The organism is Parendozoicomonas haliclonae (assembly GCF_900174585.1).
In the GTDB taxonomy this organism is placed as follows: Bacteria; Pseudomonadota; Gammaproteobacteria; order Pseudomonadales; family Endozoicomonadaceae; genus Sansalvadorimonas; species Sansalvadorimonas haliclonae.
In genome coordinates, this window is the sequence record NZ_FWPT01000005.1 from 174,056 (window position 1) to 195,834 (window position 21,779).

At 52.1% G+C, this 21,779-nt stretch carries 22 protein-coding genes; 14 read left to right on the forward strand and 8 right to left on the reverse strand.

Features of this window, described 5'->3' with window-relative positions:
• Positions 1–310 precede the first annotated feature (310 nt).
• The 5 genes from EHSB41UT_RS12100 to EHSB41UT_RS12120 form a co-directional block, all read right to left on the reverse strand.
• Entirely contained in the window at positions 311–1,354 is a 1,044-nt protein-coding gene (locus tag EHSB41UT_RS12100) for a ParB/Srx family N-terminal domain-containing protein (RefSeq protein ID WP_087110151.1), read from the reverse strand.
• 85 nt (positions 1,355–1,439) lie between these two features.
• Positions 1,440–1,712 (reverse strand): helix-turn-helix domain-containing protein, encoded by a 273-nt coding sequence (locus EHSB41UT_RS12105; protein WP_087110153.1) that lies wholly within the window; start codon positions 1,710–1,712, stop codon positions 1,440–1,442.
• A 106-nt stretch (positions 1,713–1,818) separates the two neighbouring features.
• Positions 1,819–2,184 (reverse strand): hypothetical protein, encoded by a 366-nt coding sequence (locus EHSB41UT_RS12110; protein ID WP_087110155.1) that lies wholly within the window; start codon positions 2,182–2,184, stop codon positions 1,819–1,821.
• Positions 2,185–2,415: 231 nt separating this feature from the next.
• Complete coding sequence (locus tag EHSB41UT_RS12115; RefSeq protein WP_087110157.1) at positions 2,416–3,369, reverse strand: antirestriction protein ArdA; 954 nt, start codon at positions 3,367–3,369, stop codon at positions 2,416–2,418.
• A 1,237-nt stretch (positions 3,370–4,606) separates the two neighbouring features.
• Positions 4,607–5,065 (reverse strand): hypothetical protein, encoded by a 459-nt coding sequence (locus EHSB41UT_RS12120; RefSeq protein ID WP_087110159.1) that lies wholly within the window; start codon positions 5,063–5,065, stop codon positions 4,607–4,609.
• A gap of 773 nt (positions 5,066–5,838) precedes the next feature.
• On the opposite strand from EHSB41UT_RS12120, the gene EHSB41UT_RS12125 reads away from it, so the two are divergent.
• Positions 5,839–6,618: a hypothetical protein gene (locus tag EHSB41UT_RS12125; protein ID WP_087110161.1), complete on the forward strand. Its 780-nt coding sequence runs from the start codon at positions 5,839–5,841 to the stop codon at positions 6,616–6,618.
• Positions 6,615–7,409 carry a hypothetical protein gene (locus tag EHSB41UT_RS12130; protein ID WP_087110163.1) on the forward strand — a complete coding sequence of 265 codons (795 nt, stop codon included), beginning with the start codon at positions 6,615–6,617 and terminating at the stop codon, positions 7,407–7,409. Before EHSB41UT_RS12125 ends, EHSB41UT_RS12130 begins: the two co-directional genes overlap by 4 nt.
• Before the next feature lie 118 nt (positions 7,410–7,527).
• Here the strand turns inward: EHSB41UT_RS12130 and EHSB41UT_RS12135 are convergent, their stop codons facing one another.
• Positions 7,528–8,520 (reverse strand): hypothetical protein, encoded by a 993-nt coding sequence (locus EHSB41UT_RS12135; RefSeq protein WP_087110165.1) that lies wholly within the window; start codon positions 8,518–8,520, stop codon positions 7,528–7,530.
• Between the two features lie 437 nt (positions 8,521–8,957).
• Here EHSB41UT_RS12135 and EHSB41UT_RS12140 point away from each other — a divergent pair, with 437 nt between their 5' ends.
• From EHSB41UT_RS12140 to EHSB41UT_RS12185, 10 genes are all read left to right on the forward strand, one after another.
• A complete protein-coding gene (locus tag EHSB41UT_RS12140; protein ID WP_242667300.1) occupies positions 8,958–10,022 on the forward strand; it encodes an NAD(P)H-dependent glycerol-3-phosphate dehydrogenase in 1,065 nt (354 codons plus the stop codon).
• 28 nt (positions 10,023–10,050) lie between these two features.
• Positions 10,051–10,353 carry a DUF4389 domain-containing protein gene (locus EHSB41UT_RS12145; RefSeq protein ID WP_087110168.1) on the forward strand — a complete coding sequence of 101 codons (303 nt, stop codon included), beginning with the start codon at positions 10,051–10,053 and terminating at the stop codon, positions 10,351–10,353.
• A gap of 58 nt (positions 10,354–10,411) precedes the next feature.
• Positions 10,412–10,861, forward strand: a complete 450-nt coding sequence (gene sixA / locus EHSB41UT_RS12150) for a phosphohistidine phosphatase SixA (protein ID WP_087110170.1) — start codon at positions 10,412–10,414, stop codon at positions 10,859–10,861.
• 260 nt (positions 10,862–11,121) lie between these two features.
• Positions 11,122–12,357 carry an MFS transporter gene (locus tag EHSB41UT_RS12155; protein ID WP_087110172.1) on the forward strand — a complete coding sequence of 412 codons (1,236 nt, stop codon included), beginning with the start codon at positions 11,122–11,124 and terminating at the stop codon, positions 12,355–12,357.
• Position 12,358: 1 nt separating this feature from the next.
• A complete protein-coding gene (locus EHSB41UT_RS12160; RefSeq protein ID WP_087110174.1) occupies positions 12,359–13,642 on the forward strand; it encodes an MFS transporter in 1,284 nt (427 codons plus the stop codon).
• Positions 13,643–13,743: 101 nt separating this feature from the next.
• On the forward strand, positions 13,744–14,169 hold the full coding sequence (locus EHSB41UT_RS12165; RefSeq protein ID WP_087110176.1) for a hotdog fold thioesterase: 426 nt from the start codon (positions 13,744–13,746) through the stop codon (positions 14,167–14,169).
• Between the two features lie 32 nt (positions 14,170–14,201).
• Positions 14,202–15,074, forward strand: coding sequence for an alpha/beta hydrolase (locus tag EHSB41UT_RS12170; RefSeq protein ID WP_087110178.1), 873 nt, complete (start codon positions 14,202–14,204; stop codon positions 15,072–15,074).
• Between the two features lie 7 nt (positions 15,075–15,081).
• Positions 15,082–15,630: a DUF4892 domain-containing protein gene (locus EHSB41UT_RS12175; protein ID WP_087110179.1), complete on the forward strand. Its 549-nt coding sequence runs from the start codon at positions 15,082–15,084 to the stop codon at positions 15,628–15,630.
• 85 nt (positions 15,631–15,715) lie between these two features.
• A complete protein-coding gene (locus EHSB41UT_RS12180; protein WP_087110181.1) occupies positions 15,716–16,669 on the forward strand; it encodes a patatin-like phospholipase family protein in 954 nt (317 codons plus the stop codon).
• Positions 16,670–16,729: 60 nt separating this feature from the next.
• On the forward strand, positions 16,730–18,256 hold the full coding sequence (locus tag EHSB41UT_RS12185) for a peptide ABC transporter substrate-binding protein (RefSeq protein ID WP_165767246.1): 1,527 nt from the start codon (positions 16,730–16,732) through the stop codon (positions 18,254–18,256).
• On the opposite strand, the gene EHSB41UT_RS12190 is transcribed toward EHSB41UT_RS12185, so the two are convergent.
• Positions 18,257–18,802: a Smr/MutS family protein gene (locus tag EHSB41UT_RS12190; protein ID WP_087110185.1), complete on the reverse strand. Its 546-nt coding sequence runs from the start codon at positions 18,800–18,802 to the stop codon at positions 18,257–18,259. It abuts the gene before it with no gap.
• Positions 18,803–18,955: 153 nt separating this feature from the next.
• On the opposite strand from EHSB41UT_RS12190, the gene prmB reads away from it, so the two are divergent.
• On the forward strand, positions 18,956–19,900 hold the full coding sequence (prmB, locus tag EHSB41UT_RS12195; protein WP_087110187.1) for a 50S ribosomal protein L3 N(5)-glutamine methyltransferase: 945 nt from the start codon (positions 18,956–18,958) through the stop codon (positions 19,898–19,900).
• Positions 19,901–19,963: 63 nt separating this feature from the next.
• Here prmB and EHSB41UT_RS12200 read toward each other — a convergent pair whose 3' ends face one another.
• Positions 19,964–20,488 (reverse strand): hypothetical protein, encoded by a 525-nt coding sequence (locus EHSB41UT_RS12200; RefSeq protein WP_133060491.1) that lies wholly within the window; start codon positions 20,486–20,488, stop codon positions 19,964–19,966.
• Between the two features lie 197 nt (positions 20,489–20,685).
• Between EHSB41UT_RS12200 and aroC the strand changes: the two genes are divergently transcribed.
• Entirely contained in the window at positions 20,686–21,768 is a 1,083-nt protein-coding gene (aroC, locus tag EHSB41UT_RS12205) for a chorismate synthase (protein WP_087110191.1), read from the forward strand.
• Positions 21,769–21,779: the final 11 nt, after the last annotated feature.

The window sequence follows — 21,779 nt, forward strand, 5'->3', positions numbered from 1 at the left end:
GAACTTTTGCCCTGTTAACACCTGTATGCTGGCTTTAAGTGTCCGCAAGGAAAAGGGAGATACTGTATGGGGCAGTAATAATGGTTCGGATGCTCGGAGCCAACATTGACTACAGCTCTAAGTTAAGTAGACAGGGGAGGTAAGTCCTCATCAATACCAGTACCTGTACCAGTCCCAGATATGGAGTAAGAGTAGAGCCATTAGTAAGCTGCTATCCAGAGAGACTAATAGTGTAACTTTAAGCTGTCTTAGGGGAGGCTCTCGGTCACTCCCCCATAGGCAGGAAAAAAGATTCAAGCACTGAAGCCTATCATGCGGCCTGCTTTTGGTGACCCATGAGTCTGGTTTCTGCTGCTGTCATTACTTCGGAGCAGGCTTTAGTGACAGCTTGCAGCTCCTCTACGCTCAGACCATCAAGAGCTGTCATGTCCAAACCCAGAGCCAGTACCTTGCGGATGGCCTCAAGAGCAACGTTCTCAGTAGTCAGTACCGCATCCTCCACAGGGAGAGACTCAGGCATCAGGTCTTGCTGGAGGTGGCTGTCTCCCTCTATGACCAGAGGTTCGTCAAAGATGCCGCCTATCTCGGCTTCAAGGAACGCTGCTGTCTCCTCATCGCTGACTGCATGCCAGTTGTTGGTTCTCTTTGCGACGACCTCAGGCTGGCTTGCAGCAGCAATGACCACGGGCTTTGCTACCTTCTCGGTAGTGTCGTGCTTGGCTTTGAGGTCTTTAACTACGGCCTTGATAACCGTCACAGAGAAGCCCTTGCCACGGGAGCAGAGCTGCTTGCTCAGCTTAACGATTTCACCTTGTGCCAGTTTCTCATCAAGCCTGTCAGCTACCCAATTGTCACGCTCACACTTGAGGTCGTCGTTGATATCCTTGAGAACCATCTGAGCGTAACGCTTGGAGCATGCACAGGCCTGCATGACTTCGTTTGTATCAATGACCCAGACCCGCTTGTCTGCCTGTTCTGCCTCGTCCTGTATGAAGGTAGAGTACTTGTGTATTGCCTTCTTCAGGTCATCCTCACCACGAGCCAGTGCAAGGCCATTAGTTGAGTTCACTTTCAGGGATTGCATGAAGGCAGACCGGAAGTCACCCACCTCTACCACTTCCACCTCTACCTCCTTCAGACCTACGCTGTCGCATGCCTTGAAGCGGTGGTAGCCATCAACGAGCCAGAGCAGGGAGTCATCATCGGAAGACTGGACGACCTTGAGAGGCTCCTGTAAGCCAATCTCTTTGATGGACTCAATGAGTTGCTTGATGTGGGACGCATCCTCAGAGACGCGCTGCTGCAATTTGTAATCGGTGGTGATGGTGGACAGATTAACCTTAATCCTGGTCATGATTGATTGCCGTATTGAGAGTTGGTTTTGAGAAGAGAGGGAGTGTTCGCAAAGAGGAAGACAAGATAAGGACTGGAATTACCTGTTACTTCCTCCTGTTCCCGTAGGTCAAGCCTTTGAGTTCAGTCTCAAGGCCTAGCTCATCGCACTTATCGAGGTACGCTTCAACAAGCCCATGGTCTTGCAGTAGGTCAAGCATTACAGAAGCTCGAACTGTACTGCTGGCAGGCTTCCTTTCACCTTTGACATAGTAACTGATCATTGTTGTACCCACACCAAGCATACGGCAGAGGTCAGATCGGGTGACTCTGAGCTTGTCCGTGAGGCTGTCGATGTATTGGACTTTCTTGTCTGGCATTAGGTTCTCCTTTGAGTGACAGTGTTGAAGCCTGTGTGATACAGGGTGAGCTATGCCCCTACAATACATAAGCAGGGGCATAATGTTTTGTGTGTTTTTGGGGGGATTAAGTAAGCGTTAGGATGTCATTGGTTTTGCCTAATGCAATGTCGGTCAATTCTTTTTCCAGTTCAGTTTTACCTTTACCCCAAGTCATTGCATGTCCTTCGTATAGTCCACTATGACGTTGCCATGCGTCATCCTCTGGGTAATACAATGCATAACCTTCGGTTAATGCGCCATGCAAGGCGGTGATTGGGCGGCAGTGATGCTCTTGTCTCTCATACTTTTCAGGTATGGTTATGTGCATCCAAGCGACAACAGGTTCGTATGTAATAGCGCAAGAGTCGGCATCATCGTGCTTGCCGCAGTCAACGACGTATGCCTTGAAAGTTGCAGGAGTGGTTGTGAAGATCTTTTTTGTATCGTCCATGTTGGACACCTTCGCTTGATGTTTTGGGATAGAAGGACGTTTGTATTATTGCTTTACTGCGTTTTTAGGGCAATTGGGTGGGAGGTAAAGGGTTTGTCAATTTGGCGAGTGTGATACCTTCAACCACCATCCATGCAATTCAACCTTGCAGCCTGCAGCCTTCTGTCTATTGATGAAGTATTCGAGCTGCTCTGTGTTGAGCTTGGAGACATTACAGAACATGACGCCACCTCACAGAGAGGCAGCGTTTTGGATGGTGTAGGTGGTGCCTGCATGACGGAAGGTATTCCAGTCACCGTTAAGCATGCAGTCACGAGCGAAAGACTCAGCGTTGAAGTACTGGAGGGCTGCACCAGACAGGCCTAGACATTCCTCTGCGTACTCGTAAGCCAGAGAATCAGGAGCCTCGTCAGTTACCATGACCTCCTCGTATTTCTCTATGGCATCTGCAAAGGAGAGCTGGTTGTTCTCGATGAGGTAAGCCAGTGCGGCCTGCTCGTAACCAGACATAGAGGCCAGACGCTCAGCCATCTCGAAGTAGTCTTCAAGCTCACGGCAACTGTCGAGCATCTCCTGTGAACCTTCACCATCAATGAACTCAAGGCTGTGTTCGTAGTCGCCGCAACAGTTACGCACACGGTCAATGAACTTCGCTGCTTCGAGCTTGGTGTTGTACTCCTCCTCGTTAGAGAAGTAGAAGGCTGGCAGGTCGTAACCGTAAGGCACTGCACAGATGATCTCTGAGTCAGTACAAGGCAGAGCCAATACGGTGCGCTCCAGCTTGGCAGCTCTCACAAGATCACGAACTTCACGAACCTGACCAAGCAATACGCCGATGATCTCGTTATGACCAAAGGTTTCACCGTGAGCGTTGAGCTGTGCCCAAGTACGAATCGTTGCCAGATCAGCGAGGCATTCAGAAGCCCAGACTTGCAGAGTGAAGACAGTTTCAGCGTTGAGAGGCGCATCAATGAGGGCATTAAGGAGAGCCATCAGGGACTTAGAGGTCTCAGCCTTACGTTCTGCGATAGTGCAGCCTTGGCCTGCTGCCAGCTTTTCATTACGTACCAGGCTGACACGGGCAGGGCGAAGGTTAGATACGATGTCACGCAGAGATACACGAGCCTGCTCGATGGTAGCGATGGAGGCTTCAGGCAGGGAGATGTTCAGAGATGCCTTGGTCATGATGTATTGCCTTTATGGAGAAGTTTGAGATTCGAGAAGAGATAAAAACGAAGGCTTGCGCTTTCGTCCTTTAATGGATGACCACCTATTGAGAGTTGGTGGCTGAATGCATCCACTGTGTGCCACTGGAGAGAAAACCAGAGACACACGATTGATACACTCGTTCGCTTGCCATCATCTACCTATCACATTGTTAAAGACCACCTGAACACAGGCTCATGCCTCACCTACATCTAGCCAACGATTATCACTGCAAGCTCGCCTCAGGCCGTAACCTTTTGGCTGCTTCCCTCTCCTTACACAATCCCCTGTTATCCTCCCCTCTCTGAATGACTGAGTGCCAAGCTCCGAGGTGTGCCATAACAAGGAACTTTCAGGCTGAAGTAGGCAGGTGACTTAGAGATGACCTCTTGAGAAGACCCTGCAGCTACCCTCGAAGGTTCGCTATGGATGAGACCGATTGTTAAAGAAGGCGTGAACACATCTCGTCATGCCTGCCTCGATAAGAGGACTTGGGGTCTTGCTCTTTCTCTTTGCGGATTTACCGCTAATGAGTGAGCAAGCCTGAAGTTGTGAGGGTTGGAGCCTCTGTGACTGGCTGCCGTCTCAACTTGGTGCCCATTCTACTGCACAAAGTGCATATGTCAACACGTCAAAGGTCATAAGATATAGATTTTGTAATTCTTGCAGGTGCGCAAGGGTGGCTTAGTGTGTGAACTAAGGGCATAACTTCGTGTGTTTGCCTCTGTGTGTATAGAGAAGGAGGCTAGACCAGTGAGGAGGCGGTGAGATAGCTTTGGGATAGCAAGGTGTTTTGCTCTGGGTCGCTGATGTCTACCTTGTAAGGCTCTCACAAGAGGCTCAGTGGCAGCTCAGAGCCTTTTCTGCTTATGCGGGTGTCAACGCATGGCCTGTACCAAGAGTGCGGCACAGAGTCACACAGAGTCATTTATACGACAGTAGACCCATTCAGTACCGGTAAACTCAATTACCGGCACCAAAGCGAAGGCTGCGTTTATATCCTTTTTACTGGTCTCAAAAGGTTCTCATGGCCTGCTCTGGGAAAGCGTCGGGAGGGCTACGGGGGAAACTGCAGCCCCTTATATATTAAGAGGCCACACGATTTTTTGTGGCAAAAACCTGTCGGGTTGCTCAGTGCCTTACTCTAAGCAAAACAGGTGTCGTACATTAGGTAAAGACAAAAACAGGGGAGCGTGATGCTTCCCTTTGGTTTGGCTTAACCGAGGTAAATGTCTTCAGATGAGAACTCCCGTGGAATACTGTGGGCTTCAGAAGGACACTTACCATTCTCACACAGCGTTGCCCAGAAGGCTTCACTGAATGAGGAGCAGAGGAACATATATCGACAGGCGTGAATGAGCCTTGGACGATCCCAGTGGGTAGTTCCCTGTCTAACCTTATAGTGGTCTTCCAGTTCGTAGAAGGTGATTGGTTTGTTGCTCATCCAGTGGTCATCAAGGAGCTTGGACAGCTCATCCATCATTTCCTCTGTTACGTCGAAGAACTCTCCATAAGGCTTATGCCAGTCAAGACCTTCATCGAAGAGAGGGTAGACACCTTCAGACCAAGCGTAGGCATAGTCTGCACCGATGGTTGCGGTGGTGTTCACATTAGCCTTGAGAGCCAGAATGTTGAACTTCTGGTTCAGGAAGAGCATTTTCTTTATGTCGTCCATTCGTCTTGTTCCTGTTGTTGTCGTCTAGTGGCCTATATCTACCTTGGGGCAGCTCTTTGTTGTTTCAAGGGTGTTCTGGTCTGGAGGCGTAAATAAGGAGGAGGTGGTAGAAGACAATGGCAGGAAAAGCGAACAGGTAGCATCGTTTACAACATAGAGCTAAACACCTGTCGGTGTAAGGCACTAGGTCAGCACGATGCTACCTGATAGAGAAGGAGGGGGGGAGGTGCTGGAATGTGTACTACCACAGTCATCACAGATAGAGGTCTGTGTCTGTCTACTCTCCAGAGTAAGCACAGAGTACAACCTAATGCTGTCTTATAGGTGTCTTTCGGTGTACTCCCCTTTAAGGCAGGAATTATTATTTGTACATTCAGTGAGCAATTTTACCTCTATTTCTTCCCAATCGACTCTCCTCCGCATGGCTAGTTTTTCACACCGGCAGGGTGACTTAATAGCCTCCACTGGGCAGGAAACTGACCACCTATATACAGGAGAACACAGGAGAACATCAGGAGGACTCAATGTCTTGATATTAGTAGGTTTTTCTTGATTTTGAGGTGGCCTTTTTATACCATCGCGGTTACTCGTAAAGCTGACTAACCTTCGCTGTGTCATACACGTTTATGGCGGGTGTGCGGAGGAATACAATACCGAAGGGCACAGGCAGGCCTAATTACCCTGCCTCCTGAGGAAATAGTCTGCGACCACAATTGCCGTGGTTGAGAAGCACCTGCCGCCAAATTCTCAAATTCTCAATATCGGCAAATAAAATGAATAACGCTGTACACCAGCAATCCGTCCGTGAGGCGGTGCTACGTGTGTTGGGTCATTCCTGCAAGAACAGGAACATCGCAGACCTCGTAAGTCGCCTGTACCACTGGTCACAAACTCCTACAGTTATCAAACGTGGTGGTTTCTTCTGGAAGTCACGCTCAGAGCTGACCGAAGAGACAGGCCTCAGTCGTTACCAGCAAGAAGGCGCACGTACTTGGCTCAAGTCCAGAGGATTCCTGGTGGAGACCAAGCAGCGTCTCTGGGGATACTGTGAGCGTATCTGGTTCAAGCTCAACGTAGACGCACTGTTCGCTTTCCTTGGCCTTTCTGTGCCTGATGAGGGTGATGGCACTCCTGCTGGAGTGGAGCCAACACAGAGCCAGTCAGAAGCCTCTAATGAGCAGTCTGCAGCACTTCCTTCACCCGCTCAAGTTCCAACTCCAACACCAGTAAAACGTCAGGCCAAGCCCAAGGCCAGCACCAAGATCACTGTCAACGAAGCTCGTATGTTCGAGGCTCCACTGGTGCAGCGCACTGTACGTAACACCTCTGAGTCTTTCGCCATCGCCTGCTCTGGCAATTATGGTGTCTACCACATGCTGTCAGGTACCCAGCGTACTGCCTCTGAGTGGCATGCAGCTTTCTCACGTCATCTTGTGAATGAGTGGAGGAAGGAGAGAAACCAGCAGGCTTGGCTGACAGAGGACGCTGAGATCGATGCACTGACAGACGATTGTTGTGAGTGGTTGATAGATGGTGAGGAGTGGCTGGCATGAATACCAACAAGGTTCTTCTCTGCATCAAAGGTGCCTTGGTCACTCTGTCATTGGTGACTACCTTCATGTTCCTTCTAGGTATCGGCTCAGGGTTCTCGGCGTTACTCATTGCTACTGCTGGTACTCTGGTGCAGGCCGCATGCCTGATCTTCATGCCAGTAACCATCTCTGAGTCATGGCAGCAGGGAAGACTCATCAATGCGGTACTCTCAGTCTTGGTTATGGTAACGGTGGTACTCCTATCGGTAGTGGGCAGCACGTCGATACTCTCTGGTCTGGTAGCGGAGCAGGAGCAGCTTTCAGGTCAGCGTAACGCAATGCAGGCTCTGGCAGACTCCAAGCTTGACTCAGCGAACAAGCTCATCGAGTTGGGTTACATCACCAAGGCTCAGCCTTTGCTTGAGGAGTCGCAAGGACTACATGCTCTTCTCAGCGACATGGAGCAGCCTTCAGGGTTCTATATGGCAGCTCAACGTATCGCTGGAGACAGGGCTGATGAGCTGACCACAGGTATCATCGTCATCCTGTCGTTACTCTTGGATACCGTGAGTATCCTTCTAGTGTCGCCTAGAGCTTCTTCAGTCACACCTGTTACCACCTTCGATACTGGTTACCCAAACTACTCCTCCCCTGTTTACGGCAGGCCTGAGGTCTCTCTGGTGTTGTCTGCGGTGGAGCAGGGATACATTGAGGCTCCCACTGTAAGGAACGTGAGGATGCTGCTCAACTGCGCTCAGGGAAAGGCGGTGGAGGTTGCAAGAATGTGCAGGGAGGCAGAACAGAGCCTCTGATGGGAGGCTTCGCTGGTTCAATATCTGTCATTGAGAGATATTGCCTTTGTTGTTCTTACCAGTCTTCAGAAGAAAGATTTAATTATAAATCGTTCTTTGGTTAGCGTAGACAAAGAGTTTAAATGTGTGCGCTTGTTTCTTCAGCTTCTATAAGCTCGTCATGGTGTAAAACTTGGAGAAAGTTCACTCCGAATGCTTCAGCAATGGCTTCTTGGTACCAGATGTTTTCCCCTTTTTTACCAAGGAACCCAAGCTCAATGGCGGTTATAAAGAGCTTTTCTAGCGAGCTGACATAACCCTCTATTATTGGGTCATCTTGGCAGTGTTGCCTTGCCTTGTTCACAACAAATGCAAAGTCGATTAAGGGATCGAGGATGACATCATCAAACTCCGACTTTGACTCTTCTGGTATTGAGGAAAGAATGAAAAAGCTATTGGCGTCAGATCGAGGAGATATGAGGGTTTTGAAACCAACCGCTCTTGTTTCACCTTTGTCGAGATTGCCTCTGGTAGGGATATACCAGCCGCAAGGTGTTTCAATTGCTTTTCTGAGGACTTCGGTTGCGTCCTTCACAGCTTGGTGGTGTAGTCCTCGCAGATAATGCTCTTCGTCCTGTTTCTTTTGTTCTTCCATCGCCTTGACTTGAAGCTTCAACGCTTCCGAAGACGCGGCAACTTCTTTCCGTGTTAACTCCAATTCATACCTATTGTTTTCCAAGGCCATGCGTCCTTGGGCTAAAGCATGTTCATTTTGTTGGCGTGAAACTAACATCTCCTCTTTGTTTTGACGCAGCATTTGTCGAGTCTGGCTGAGGCTTAAAAGTAAGAGAATGACTGTGAAGAAGCTGAGTAAAGGGTTTAAAGAGCCTCCTAAAAAGTCTCCAAACCACCCCCAGTGTTCAGGGTTCTTTGAAAAGTTAAAGTACTTAAAGCCGCCAAACCAGAACCAATACAGACAGGGGAGGGCTAATACTGGAGCGGTTACAAACCACATAAGTCCTCCGAGAGCTTGGTTATGTTCTTTCTCGTCGGAGGCGTCTTTTTCTTTGAGAGCTTTAAGTTCTTGCTGAAGGTCTTTTATTTGCTGTTGATGTTCATCAGGCTGGTTCATTTCGCCTTTGCCTTTTTATTGTTTTATCTGTTCTGGGTATCTTATCAAAGAAGATGGCGGGATAAGAAAAGGTTAAAGGGATGGCTGCCCTGAGGCGTCAACAGTAAGTGCAAAAATGACAATAATTACTGCTACACAAACTGCTACACATCTTGCTACACACGCTCCCGTAAGCCCTTGATTTCTGGTACCTTTGGTTATTGTCACTGTGGTTAACAAATCACTACAGTTCAGCAACATCAAAGCACACTTTTTGTGGACTTTTGATGACAGGCATTGCGGTTGACACGTTCTGGTAGTAATAAAGACGAATAAGGAACGGTGTTTTGTAGCGCTTTTTGTTGCATAGAGACGATGCGCTGATTCCAACATCTGGCAGGTGATGTATCATCCGCCCATAGATAATTCAGAGAATGAAGGCAGGTATGACGAGCCCGGTGACTGATTCAACCCCGGAATTTCAACCTTGCACCATTACCGTGCTCGGTGGTGGCAGTTTTGGTACGGCCCTTGCGGATATCGCTGCCCGCAAGGGGCATGTCGTACGACAGTGGATGCGTTCCGAAGAGCAGGCTGCGGAGATGAACCGCACCCATATCAACCAGCGTTACCTTCCCGAATATGAGGTGAGTGAGCAGATTGAGGCGACCAGTAACTTTGATTACGCGGTGTCCGGTTGTGATCTGATCTTTGTGGCGATTCCCAGCCAGCACTTCCGCAGTGTGGTCAGCCGGCTGCAGGGCAAGGTTGGTGAGGCGATGATTATCAGCACCACTAAAGGTGTTGAAGCAGAGACCTTCGATCTGATGAGCGAGATCCTGCACGAAGAAGTGCCGGGTAGCCGTATCGGGGTATTGAGCGGCCCGAATCTGGCCAAGGAAATTATGGCCCGGCAGATCACTGCTACCGTGATTGCCAGTGAGGATGAGGAACTCTGCCAGCTGGTGCAGGACATTCTGCACTGTGACTATTTTAGGGTGTATTCCAATCATGACCGCTACGGTGTCGAGCTGGGCGGAGCCCTGAAGAATATCTATGCCATAGTTGCCGGTCTGGCGACAGCTCTTGGTATGGGCGATAACACCCGCAGTATGTTGATTACCCGTGGTCTAGCGGAGATGAGCCGCTTTGCCGTGAAGTTGGGGGCTAACCCGCTCACGTTCCTCGGTCTGGCCGGGGTGGGTGATTTGATCGTGACCTGTGAATCCCGCCTGAGCCGTAACTTCCGGGTGGGTTATGCCCTGGGTGAAGGGAAATCACTGGAACAGGCGCAGCAGGAGCTGGGCCAGGTGGCGGAAGGTGTGAACACGCTGTCTCTGGTACGGGCCAAGGCCCGGGAGATGGATGTTTATATGCCGATTGTTGATGGGCTGTATGCCATCATTATCGAGAACAAGAATATACGGGATGTCACCAGCACCATGATGATGCGTGAGCAGAAAACCGATGTGGAGTTTCTGCTGCAGGACAACATCATGGCGCAGAACAGTGTGACCCACTGAACACTCAGACCAACGCAAGGAGCCTGCCATGAGTGAGAACCAGGATGCTATGCATACCCTGAAAGAGAATGTGTCTTCCACCTCCATCTGGATGCGCATTGTTTATATGGTGCTGTTTTATATAGCCGGCCATATTGCCATTGCCCTGATCCTGCTGATTGCGGTGGCACAGGCGCTGCTGACGCTGGTTACCGGTTCGGCCAATCAGAACCTGCTGGAATTCTCCACAGGCCTGAACCGCTATCTGCACCAGATGGCCAGCTTTATGACCTTTAACAGTGAAGAAAAACCATTCCCGTTCACCGATTGGCCGGGACAGGATAATCACTAAGCCAGCAGCGGCCGATAAGTAGTGGGTGAACCACCCGGAAGCCTGAGGAGTCGTACCAATGAAGTTGTTTGTGATGCGCCATGGACAGGCAGAGGCTTATGCCGCTTCCGATGAACAGCGTGTTCTTACTGAAGAGGGGCGCGAGGAAGTGGCGCGGGTGGCTCAGTCTCTGATCGGAGTTAAGCTGGACGGGATTCTCTGCAGTCCCTACCAGCGCGCCCGTGAAACCGCCGCGATTGTGGCAGGTGTGCATGGGGGCGGGCTTACGCCCAAGGTGGTTGATGGCTTTACCCCGGATTCTGCTCCCAGAGAGGCCGTTGGCCAGCTGCCGGAAGAGGGTGTCTGGCTATTGGTTTCCCATATGCCGCTGGTCTCCCGATTGACCGGTTTGCTGGTGGATAGTCATGAGCACGCCGGTCCGGGTTTTAATACCGGGATGATTACCGAACTGGATATGGATTACCCGGCCGCTGGTATGGCCTGGCTGAAGAAAACCTTCCGCCCCTGATAGATCTCCTTCCTTCCCATACGACCATGGTCCGAGGCCGCGAAACCTTTTCCGGAGACCATGGTCTATCTCTCAGACCTTAGACCTCGCTGGTGATTGGTGGCACTGAATTTCCGGCTATTGGTCAGGCAGGGGCAGGGAACGCTTCCTATACTTCACGTCCTTTCCCCAACGTGCGTTGATTCGGTTGCCAATACCGCTTAAAGGCGGTCGGGCAAGATCAGCTGTCGGGCGTATCAGCTTATGGGTGGAGGGATGCCATGCGTCTTTCGGGGTTATCAGATCGCTACCAAAGTCTGCTGGTGATGGTTATCGCCTGTGGCTTTTGTATGTACCAGTTTCTGCTGCAGGCCACGCCCGGCTTTATTGCCCAGCCCCTGATGGATGAACTGGGTCTGAGCCGCACAGAAACCGGCGTTTTGGGCAGCTCGCTTCTTTATACCTATGTGCTGCTACAGGTGCCTGGCGGCATGCTGGTTGATCGTTTTGGCGTGCGTAACTGCTTTATTGGCGGGCTGTTGTTTATGATGGCGGGCACCCTGGTGTTTTCCGGTGCCGATTCACTGATCTCAGCCATTATTGGCCGTATGCTGCAGGGAGCAGGAAGCTCTGTGGCTATTGTTGGCGCTCTCTGTCTGGCAGCAGCCTGGTTCCCTTCCCGTTACTTTCCTCTGCTGGTCGGGTTGGTGGAAATGTCGGCGATGATGGGGGGCGTTGTTTGCGGTGCCTTAATACCGGAACTGCTGCAGGATTCGGGATGGCGTGGAACCCTGGAGGCCTCTGCTCTGCTAGGTGTTGTGCTTCTTGTGGCTACCTTGCTCTGGGTTCGCAATGCGCCAAAGAAGGAGCGTGAAGAACCGACCGTTAATGATCAGGGTGCATCGCCTCCCGTACAGGGACAGTTTCTGCAGGTTCTGGGTAGCCGGCAGGTTTGGGTCAGTGCCGGCTTTGGGTTTGGATTGTTTGGCCTGGTGAGCGTTTTCGGCATGATGTGGGGTGTGTCTTTCCTGGCCTGTTTGTACCCGGATAATGCCAGCTTTCCCGCTCAGGGAATGGCCCTGTTCTTTGCCGGAGTCTCTCTCGGAACCGTGTTATGTGGCTGGCTGGCATCCCGTGGCGGTTCCTGTCGCAACACCATGATTCTTGGCTCGACGCTGACCCTGCTGCTGCTTCTCTCTATCGTTTTTATGTCTATGGCCAGTGCTTTGATGGCGGTGGTGCTGTTCTGTCTGGGGCTGGTGATCGGTTCTTATGGGCTGGCTTTTGTAGCGCCGGAAAAGTCTCTGCCACCTTCGGGGCTGGGTGTGGCACTGGCGTTTATTAATGCCATGTTGCTGGTGGCCGGGCAGATACTGCAACCTCTGCTCGGGAGCTTGCTGGATATGCGGGCGACGTCTGCTGGTGTAACACTGCCCGATTATCAGGTGGCGTTTGTTCCGCTGTTGGCACTGGCCGGGATTGCACTGGTCTCTTCTCTGCTTTTGAGGAGGGCTTGAGATGCAGGATAACAAGTCCATCCCCGAAGAAACGGCTGAAGAGCGGGTCACTGAGGTTGTACTGCCGCAGGTGGCATCCACGCGCGGTGTGCTGGCCTACTTGACCGCCGGTTTTCTGGTGATGCTGCAGTTTGTGCTGCAGGGCTCGGTAAGCCTGATGGTTCCGGAAATCAAGGCTGACCTTCAGCTGCAGGAAGCGGGTGTTGGTCTGCTGTCTTCGATCTTCTTTTATCCCTATGTTTTTCTGCAGATCCCTTCCGGCTGGCTGTTGTCCCGCTATGGCTGTCGAACCCTGATTATGGGTGCCGGGCTGGTGATGGCGTTGGGTTGTATGATCCAGTCTTCCGCAGACACGGCATTAATGATGATGCTGGGGCGGGCTGTGACCGGTATCGGAGCGGCCCCTGTGGTGGTCTGTTTTCTGGGGACCATTGAACGGTTCTTTATTGCCAGCATGTTTGGCGCACTGGCGGCCGGGATGGAGATGCTGGGGATGATTGGCGCCTGTTTCGGTGATTTTCTGATTCCCGAAAGTATTGCCCTGTGGGGCTGGCGCTATACCTTGAAGATCTTTGTGTTGCTGTGCCTGATCCCGGTGATTCTCAGTCCGCTGTTGATGAGTGACAGACAGGGGTTGGCGATCGGATCCGATGGTGAATCCAATAACTGGAAATCAGTGTTTCGTAATGGTCGGATCTGGGTGGTTTCGCTTTACAGTGGTCTGATGTTTGCGGTGATCAATGCCTTTGCTGCGCTCTGGGCGATACCATTTCTGGAGGCAGATCCTGAATGTGTCGGCAAGGCCGGGCATATGGTGGGCATGGTTTTTCTGGGTGCGGCGGTCGGGGCGCCGATGCTGGGCTGGCTGGCCGACCATGGTTTGAATATCCGTAACGTTATGATGAGTTGTGCAATCCTGACTGTGGGACTGTTTATGGTCATTCTGTCGGGCATCTTGCCGCCATCCCTGCATTATCCCATGCTGCTGGTGCTTGGGCTGTGTGCCTCGGCTTATATGTTGCCCTTTGTGCTGGTAAAACACTGGCTGGTCGGGGAGGCTCTCTCTATGGGACTGGCGCTGGTCAACACGGTCAGTGTTATGGTGGGTGCTTTGTTCTATCAGCCCGTGATCGGCTGGCTGCTTGGTCTGCATGCGGATGTCTGCATGGAACACTACCGGCAGGCTTTGCTGATTATTCCTGCGGGTGTTGCCGTGGCTGCCTGTCTGGTCATGACTCTGCGTTTTCCTCCTCCGAGGGTGGTCACTATTCCTGTGAAACGTTGAAGCTTCTCGTTGTAGCACTCCCATGAAATGGAGTTTGTAACCAACGTACGACTTCGGTAACCTGCATCGGAATAAAAACCATGTACGTTCTGGGGGAAGTTATGAGTATCTGGAAGTATGAAATCAGCCTTGAGGCCTTGAATAACAGTCTCAAGGACACCCTGTGTGAACATCTTGGCATGGTCGTGACCGAGATTCACGACGATGGTCTGACCGGTACCATGCCGGTGGATTCCCGCACTGTTCAGCCTATGCGCCTGCTCCACGGTGGTGCCAGCGTGGCGTTTGCCGAGTCTCTGGGCAGCATGGCCGCCAATATTGCCGCCGGAAAAGGCAATTACTGTGTTGGTCTGGAAATTAATGCCAATCATGTTCGTTCTGCACGCAGTGGGCTGGTGACTGGTCGTGCAAAAGCCATTCATATTGGTCGTTCCACCCAGGTCTGGGATATCCAGATTCATGATGAGCAGGATAAGCTGCTCTGCGTCTCCCGCCTGACCATGGCGGTGAAATCAATCGGCAAATAACCGGTTGTCTAACAGGCTATAACAACAAAAATATGGATAGTTCACTGACCTTTACCGTCTCCGGCCAAAGCTTCTCGGCATTAAGCTGGGGCGATGAAAATGCGCCGGTGGTGCTGGCGCTCCATGGCTGGCTGGACAATGCCGCCAGCTTCAGCCGTCTGGCACCTCAGCTGGAAGGCATGCGCATTGTCGCTGTCGATCTGGCCGGGCATGGGCACAGTGATCATCGTGGGGTTGGGGCGGATTATCCGCTCTGGTCCCATATACCTGATGTGCTGGCGATTGCCGATCAGTTGGGTCTGGAGAAAATTCATCTGCTGGGGCATTCCATGGGGGCCATTATTGCCACAATGCTGGCGGCAACCGTTCCTGAGCGAGTGGCTTCCCTGACCCTGATTGATGGTTTACTGCCCGCTGCGACACCGGCCGAACAGACCGCAGAACAGTTGCGTAAGGCTGTGCTTTGGCGTAATCGTAAGCGTAATGGCCTGCGACAGTTTGCCAGTATTGAGGATGCCGTACGGGTACGGCAGACCGGATTTGATACCATTAGTGCTGATGCGGCTGAAATTATTGTCCGGCGTGCGCTGAAAGCGCACAATGAAGGCTGGGTCTGGCGCTCGGATCCTCGGCTGATGGCTCCGACGGCACAGCGGCTCACGCTGGAACAGTGTCGGGTGCTGGTAGAGGCTTTGGACGCTCCGGCCTTGCTGGTAACGGCCCGTGACGGATTTGTTGATAAGGCTCTGAGTGCCAGCCAGGAGTTGCAGAAGCATCTGAAAGTGCTGACTCTTGAGGGTGACCATCATCTGCATCTGGAAGCAGATACGGTTGCAGCAGTGGTCAAGGCCATCAGCCCCCATTTACAACAGGTTCTGAACCAGGAACATAACAGTCAAAGGTGATCGCTGCATGCAAAAGGATTGGGTCTCTTCTGTCTTTCGTGCCTTCCTCGCCAGTCTTTGTCTCTTGTCATTGCCAGCGGCTGCCACCGGTGTTGCGGCCGGACCGGAAGCTTTGCCCGTTTATCCTAATGCCAGCCTCACACTGAAAGAGTCCCGGATGGCCCGGGATTATCCGCTGCTGTCGTCTCGGGTCAGCAAGATCCGCGGCAAGATCCGCTCGACCGATGCCCAGTGGCTGAATGGTCAGCTGGAGCGCCGTATCTATGAACTCCCAACTGGCCGTAGCAGTGCTGATGGCTTCCGGTTTATTCAGGAAGAGCTTGGTAAACTGGGAGCTCAGGATATTTTCAGCTGCACAGGGCGTGATTGCGGGCAGAGCAATCTGTGGGCCAATGATATCTTCCAGGTCGCCAATCTTTATGGTCGTGAACGGGAGCAATCCTATCTGCTGGCCAAAAGTGCCGAGGGTGGCAGTTACTGGCTGGCTTATGCGGTCACCCGTGGCACCAACCGCACCTATTTGCTCATCGACTATTTCACGCCTGATACACCTTAAAACACCTCACTGTTTCCGGTTATAACCCCTCCTGTCTCGCCGATAACCCTGGTTAGGGTTTATTGAAGTCAGGCAGGAAGGCGTTATGGCAAAGTCCGTAGCACTGGTACTGGGCAGTGGTGGTGCCCGGGGTTACACCCATATCGGGGTGATTGAAGAGCTGGTGGCGAGAGGTTACGAGATTAAAGCCGTGGCCGGCTGCTCGATGGGAGCGCTGGTGGGCGGATTGTATGTTGCCGGCAAACTTGATCAGTACCGGGACTGGGTGCGGGAGCTGAACTATCTGGATGTGATTCGTTTACTCGACCTCTCTTTTCGCAGCCCCGGTGTGATTCAGGGAGGGCGGGTGTTTGAGGTGATTGGCGAGATGATCGGCGATGTCCGGATCGAGAACCTGCCGACTCCGTTCACCGCCGTAGCCACGGATATTGCTGCCCGAAAGGAGGTCTGGTTTCAGGATGGTGATCTGATGCAAGCCATCCGGGCTTCCATTGCAATTCCGACTCTGTTTACCCCCGTCGAACATAATGGGCGTCTGCTGATTGATGGCGGCGTGCTCAATCCTTTGCCCATTGCCGCTACAGTGTCAGCCCATGCCGATCTGATTATCGCCGTGGATCTGAATACCGATGTGGCCCCGATGAATGTCGCCTGTGAGGCACCGGTACAGGAGAATCGTCAGCAGAAAGTGCTGCACCGCTGGCTGGGTAAGCTGAACTTCCTGTCGAAAAAATATGCCAAGGGCGAGGGCAGTGATGAAGCCGCTACGGTGAAGATGGGTATGCTGGATCTGTTTAACCAGTCGCTGGAAGTTATGCAGGAATCTCTGGCGCGCTATAAAATGGCCGGCTATGCCCCTGACATCCTGATACCTGTGTCACGGAACCAGTGCCGGTTCTATGAATTCAACCGGGCGGATGAGATGATTCAGGTGGGACGTCTGGTCACCGGACAGGTGATTGATAAGTGGGAAGAAGAACAGGCGACTCTGGCCGAGCAACGTGCGTCTGATCCGGGAGAACAGCGCCGGGCTGGCTGACTTTTCATCCATACATTTTGGGGGATGGGTATGTTGCACGGGTTCCGCTGGATAGGGCTTTTGCCTTTTTTGATCTTCACCTCACTGGCCTGGTCGAAAGATCAGGTGATTCATATGGGGCAGCTCTCCGATCCTCATACTCTTAATCCCTTTCAAGTACAAACTTCTGATAGCGCGTTTATTTCCAATAATATTTTTGAATCTCTGGTGGTGGTCGATGCCGACGGGAACATTATTCCCGGACAGGCGGAAAGCTGGCGGCTGGAAAATAATGGTCAGCGTCTGGTATTTACCCTCCGTAAAGGCTTGAAGTGGAGTGATGGTACACCGTTAGTGGCTGAGGATTTTGTTGCCGGCCTGCGTTATATGGCTGACCCGTCGAATGCCTTTATGATGGCCAGCAAGCTGAAGATGATGCGGCTGGTGAATGCTGATGCGGTATTAAAAGGCGAGAAGCCGCCATCAGCTCTGGGGGTCTCTGCACCGGATGCACAGACCGTAGTGATGGAATTGGAGTCCCCGGTCAATTTTGCCTTATCACTTCTGTCCACTACGGCGTTTCCGTTGCCACGGCAGGTGGTCAGCAAGTTTTCTGAAACCTGGTCGCGACCTGAACATATTGTCGTAAATGGTGCTTACCTCCCCGAGAAATGGGTAATAAACGAAAAGCTGGAACTGGTCCGCAATGATCATTATTGGGCGGCTGATCAGGTCGGTATTTATCGGGCTGTTCTGTATCCTCTCGCACCCGATACTGAGCTCAAACATTATGAGGCGGGGCAGTTGGATATGACCCGTTCCGTGGTCAGTAACCGGTCCCAGTGGCTGAAAAAGAAATTTGCCGGTGAATTGCGCATTCAGCCTATGCCCGGCACTTATTTTTATCTGTTCAATCTGGATAACCCGGATTTAAAAGAATCCAGCCTTCGTCAGAGTCTGGCGTTTGCTATTGACCGCACATTAATTACTGACCGGCTATTGGGGCTGGGGCAACAACCTTCTCGATGGTTTGCACCTGCGGAAAGTGTCAATCAGCCGGGCGTGGAGTCGCCACTGGATGCAGGCCGTAAGGCATTGCTGAAAGAGGGCAGAGCTGCCGGTCAATTGCCGGATAAACTGGAAATCCTCTATAATACTATGGACAGCCATCGGCAGATTGCTCTGGCTGTGGCAGATATGTGGAAGCGTAATATTGGCCTGAATGTCGGGCTGCGCAATATGGAGTGGAATGCGCTTTCCGATGAATTGAATAAGAAGCAGTTTGCCATCGCCCGGATGGGTTGGGCGATGGGCGACCCTGATCCCTGTTTCTTATACATTATGTTTACCTCGGGCAGTCCGATGAATCAGACTGGCTACAAGAGCGCAGAGTATGATAGGGCTTTTAATCACGCCTGCTACCAGACAAATCCACAGTTACGGCAGCAAAGTATCCTCAAGCTTGAAGAGCTACTGGCCCGAGATATGCCAGCCATTCCGTTGTACAACTACACTGACGTACGGCTGGTAAAACCTTATGTCAAAGGCTTTCCGGAATCCGGGCAGTACCCGTATTTCCGGATTCAGGATCTCTGGCTGGAAAAATAATCAGCGTGGGCGGCTGAGCAGCACATAGACGGCACCGGTGCCGCCATCAACCGGCAGGCAGGAGGCAAAGCCAAGTACGCCGGGTACCTGTTTTAGCCAGGCATTAACATAGGTTTTCATGGTCGCCTGCTGTTCCCAGCTGCCCCGTGACTTGCCATGCACAATACGCACTGTCGTGTAGTGGTTCTTGCGGCAGAAACTGATAAACCGCTGCAGCATATCCCGGGCATCATCGAAGGTGAAACCGTGCAGATCGAGGTTGTACTGGATCTCCAGCTGGCCCATACGCAGTTTCTGCAGCTTCTTGTGCTGCAGGCCAGGGCGCAGGTGCTCGATATACTCTTCCGGAGCAACCGCCACCAGATGACTGTCTGACAAGCCATCGACATTGATCGAGTTTTCAACCGTAGCCTGACGTCTTCTCAGCCGCAGGGTAAATTCCGGAACTTCAACTTTGCCGCTTTTGATGTCCGCCTTGTTTTGCTTGATCGGGCGGACACCGGACATTTCACGGGCCAGCAGGTCCCGGTCTTCATCGCTTACCATAATGTTTGAAACTGATCATTGATGCGCACCTATTTACCGGTTTTGAGGGGCTGGTGTCAATCTGAAGGGTTGTCGGGAGAGGATTCCTGCTAGAATTTCAGCCGCCGGCAGATTACCCTGCCGGGTTTTCCAATGATGCCTGAAGGATTGGCAATGTCCGGATACCTGACTGAGAACCTGAAAGACACCGATGGCCTGATCACCATTGGTGACTGGCTGCGCTGGACGTACAGCCGGTTCAATGAGCATGAGCTGTTCTACGGCCATGGCAGTGACAACAGCTGGGATGAGGCCTGCCATCTGGTACTGCAGGCTCTGGAACTGCCGTGGGATTTTGATGAATCTCTGTATGGCTGTCGTCTGACCCAAACCGAGCGTGACAGACTGACGACACTGGTTTTGCGCCGGATTGAACAGCGTATTCCAACCGCTTATCTGGTGAACAAGGCCTGGTTCTGCGATATGCCATTTTATGTGGATGAGCGGGTTCTGGTTCCCCGCTCTCCGATTGCCGAGCTGATTCGCAACGGCTTCCAGCCATGGCTGGGTGATGTGGAAGTCGATCGTGTCCTCGACCTCTGCACCGGTTCCGGCTGTATCGGTATTGCCTGTGCCGAGAGCTACCCGGGTGCTCAGGTGGATCTGTTGGATCTGTCCCCTGATGCACTGGAAGTGGCCCAGATTAATATCGACCGTTTTGAACTGTGGGATCGGGTGCAGGCGCTGGAGTCCAACCTGTTCTCTGCGCTGAAGGCCATGGATGAAAAGCCCCAGTATCAGATTATCGTAACCAATCCGCCGTATGTGGATGAAGAGGATATGTCTGATCTTCCGGATGAATATCAACATGAGCCGGAGCTGGGATTGGCCGCGGGTAACGATGGTCTGGATCTGGCCCGGGTGATTCTGCGTGAAGCCCGTGACTATCTGACTGATGACGGTATTCTGGTGATGGAAGTGGGCAACAGCTGCTTTGCCATGGATGAAGCTTTCCCAGATGTACCGTTTACCTGGATTGAATTTGAGCAGGGCGGTCATGGTGTCTGCATGATCACCGCTGCCGAGCTGGATCAATACCGTGATAGTTTTGCCGGCTGATTATTAAGTTCGCAGATTTATAAAAACCGACACTGGCAACAGCGTCGGTTTTTTTGTTCTTTCTTAATGGAACTGCTGCTTAAGTTGAGGGATTTCTGTATCGAGTCGGTTCAGCGCATCCTTCGCACGCTGCAAGGCAGAGTTGGCCATATCAACGTCCTGCGGCGGTAACTCCAGCCCAGGGTAACCCTGATCTCCCAGTGCCTGCATCAGATTATAAAGAATGCGGAATTGCTCAGTATTGTGCTCTAACTTTTGAAAGGCCTGAGCATTTTTCTCCTGATCAGCCCGAGTGCCGGGGAGTTCCATCGACTGTTCGAGATATTCACTGACCAGAACCAGATCATCCAGTCCGTCCGCCAGATTAGGGTTGGTCAGTGCCGGATTCACACTGGAACGAAACAGCCAGAGCCGCTCTCCGGCCAGCTTCTGATAAGTGGTGACATAACTGTTGTAGCGTTGTTTTTTCTCTTCCGGGGTTTCCCGTGCGGCCCAGAGTGATGTGGTGGTGACTGTTGTACTGGCGATAATGCCAGCCAGTAACAAGCGACGAGGGCTGAATGATGAGTGAAGGTTCCGAGAAAACATAAACAGACGTCCAGCAACATAAAGGAGTGAGAAGCATAGACATAACCGCTTTTTTCACCGGAAAACCCGGCATTATTACAGGAATTGGTCGTGGGGAGTGGTGAAGTCAGGTCAGCTGGGTATAATTCGGGCTATCGTGCAGTCTACAAGTGCTATCGAAAAGCGCTATCCAGAACAATAACTGTCGGCGGAGAATTATGGCGGGCAATACAATCGGCAAACTTTTCACAGTCACCACTTTTGGTGAAAGCCATGGCCCCGCACTGGGGTGCATTGTTGATGGCTGCCCTCCAGGGATTGAGCTGTCCGAGCTGGATCTGCAGCAGGATCTCGACCGTCGCAAGCCCGGTACTTCCAAATTTACCACCCAGCGTCGTGAACCGGATGCGGTGAAAATTCTTTCCGGTGTCTTTGAAGGGCGCACCACAGGTACACCGATTGGCCTGCTGATTGAAAATACCGACCAGCGTTCCAAAGATTACTCCAATATCAAGGATATCTTCCGTCCGGCCCATGCCGACTACACCTACAACCAGAAATATGGTTTCCGTGACTATCGGGGCGGTGGCCGCTCTTCAGCACGGGAAACCGCCATGCGTGTGGCTGCCGGTGCGATTGCCAAGAAGTATCTGGCGTCCAAAGGTATTGAGGTGCGCGGTTATCTGGAGCAGATGGGCGATATCCGCATTGAAAGCTTCGACTGGCAGGAAGTGCACAATAATCCGTTCTTCTGTCCGGATGCCAGCAAGGTGCCGGCGATGGAAGCACTAATTAATGATCTGCGCCGGGAAGGGGATTCCATCGGTGCGCGTATTACAGTTGAAGCCTCCGGTGTGATGCCCGGGCTTGGTGAGCCGGTGTTTGATCGTCTGGATGCTGAGCTGGCGCATTCGCTGATGAGTATCAACGCTGTGAAAGGTGTGGAGATCGGTGCCGGCTTTGATGCTGTCAGTCAAAAGGGTTCAGAGCATCGGGATGAAATGACCCCGGAAGGCTTCCTGTCCAATCATGCCGGTGGCATTTTGGGTGGCATCTCGTCTGGTCAGACCATCCGTGCCAGCATTGCCCTGAAACCAACTTCCAGCCTGACTCTGCCGGGTCGTTCGATTGATGTGCATGGCCAGCCTGCGGAAGTGATTACCAAGGGACGCCATGATCCCTGTGTCGGTGTGCGGGCAACGCCGATTGCTGAGGCCATGATGGCCATCACCCTGATGGACCATCTGCTGCGGCACCGGGCCCAGAATTACGATGTCCAGTGTGAAACTCCGGTAATTTAATGCACTAAAGC

Coding starts and splice junctions, on each gene's coding strand:
- EHSB41UT_RS12100 (WP_087110151.1), bottom strand. CDS start 1,354: ATGACCAGGATTAAGGTTAATCTGTCCACCATCACCACCGATTACAAA.
- EHSB41UT_RS12105 (WP_087110153.1), bottom strand. CDS start 1,712: ATGCCAGACAAGAAAGTCCAATACATCGACAGCCTCACGGACAAGCTC.
- EHSB41UT_RS12110 (WP_087110155.1), bottom strand. CDS start 2,184: ATGGACGATACAAAAAAGATCTTCACAACCACTCCTGCAACTTTCAAG.
- EHSB41UT_RS12115 (WP_087110157.1), bottom strand. CDS start 3,369: ATGACCAAGGCATCTCTGAACATCTCCCTGCCTGAAGCCTCCATCGCT.
- EHSB41UT_RS12120 (WP_087110159.1), bottom strand. CDS start 5,065: ATGGACGACATAAAGAAAATGCTCTTCCTGAACCAGAAGTTCAACATT.
- EHSB41UT_RS12125 (WP_087110161.1), top strand. CDS start 5,839: ATGAATAACGCTGTACACCAGCAATCCGTCCGTGAGGCGGTGCTACGT.
- EHSB41UT_RS12130 (WP_087110163.1), top strand. CDS start 6,615: ATGAATACCAACAAGGTTCTTCTCTGCATCAAAGGTGCCTTGGTCACT.
- EHSB41UT_RS12135 (WP_087110165.1), bottom strand. CDS start 8,520: ATGAACCAGCCTGATGAACATCAACAGCAAATAAAAGACCTTCAGCAA.
- EHSB41UT_RS12145 (WP_087110168.1), top strand. CDS start 10,051: ATGAGTGAGAACCAGGATGCTATGCATACCCTGAAAGAGAATGTGTCT.
- sixA (WP_087110170.1), top strand. CDS start 10,412: ATGAAGTTGTTTGTGATGCGCCATGGACAGGCAGAGGCTTATGCCGCT.
- EHSB41UT_RS12155 (WP_087110172.1), top strand. CDS start 11,122: ATGCGTCTTTCGGGGTTATCAGATCGCTACCAAAGTCTGCTGGTGATG.
- EHSB41UT_RS12160 (WP_087110174.1), top strand. CDS start 12,359: ATGCAGGATAACAAGTCCATCCCCGAAGAAACGGCTGAAGAGCGGGTC.
- EHSB41UT_RS12165 (WP_087110176.1), top strand. CDS start 13,744: ATGAGTATCTGGAAGTATGAAATCAGCCTTGAGGCCTTGAATAACAGT.
- EHSB41UT_RS12170 (WP_087110178.1), top strand. CDS start 14,202: ATGGATAGTTCACTGACCTTTACCGTCTCCGGCCAAAGCTTCTCGGCA.
- EHSB41UT_RS12175 (WP_087110179.1), top strand. CDS start 15,082: ATGCAAAAGGATTGGGTCTCTTCTGTCTTTCGTGCCTTCCTCGCCAGT.
- EHSB41UT_RS12180 (WP_087110181.1), top strand. CDS start 15,716: ATGGCAAAGTCCGTAGCACTGGTACTGGGCAGTGGTGGTGCCCGGGGT.
- EHSB41UT_RS12190 (WP_087110185.1), bottom strand. CDS start 18,802: ATGGTAAGCGATGAAGACCGGGACCTGCTGGCCCGTGAAATGTCCGGT.
- prmB (WP_087110187.1), top strand. CDS start 18,956: ATGTCCGGATACCTGACTGAGAACCTGAAAGACACCGATGGCCTGATC.
- EHSB41UT_RS12200 (WP_133060491.1), bottom strand. CDS start 20,488: ATGTTTTCTCGGAACCTTCACTCATCATTCAGCCCTCGTCGCTTGTTA.
- aroC (WP_087110191.1), top strand. CDS start 20,686: ATGGCGGGCAATACAATCGGCAAACTTTTCACAGTCACCACTTTTGGT.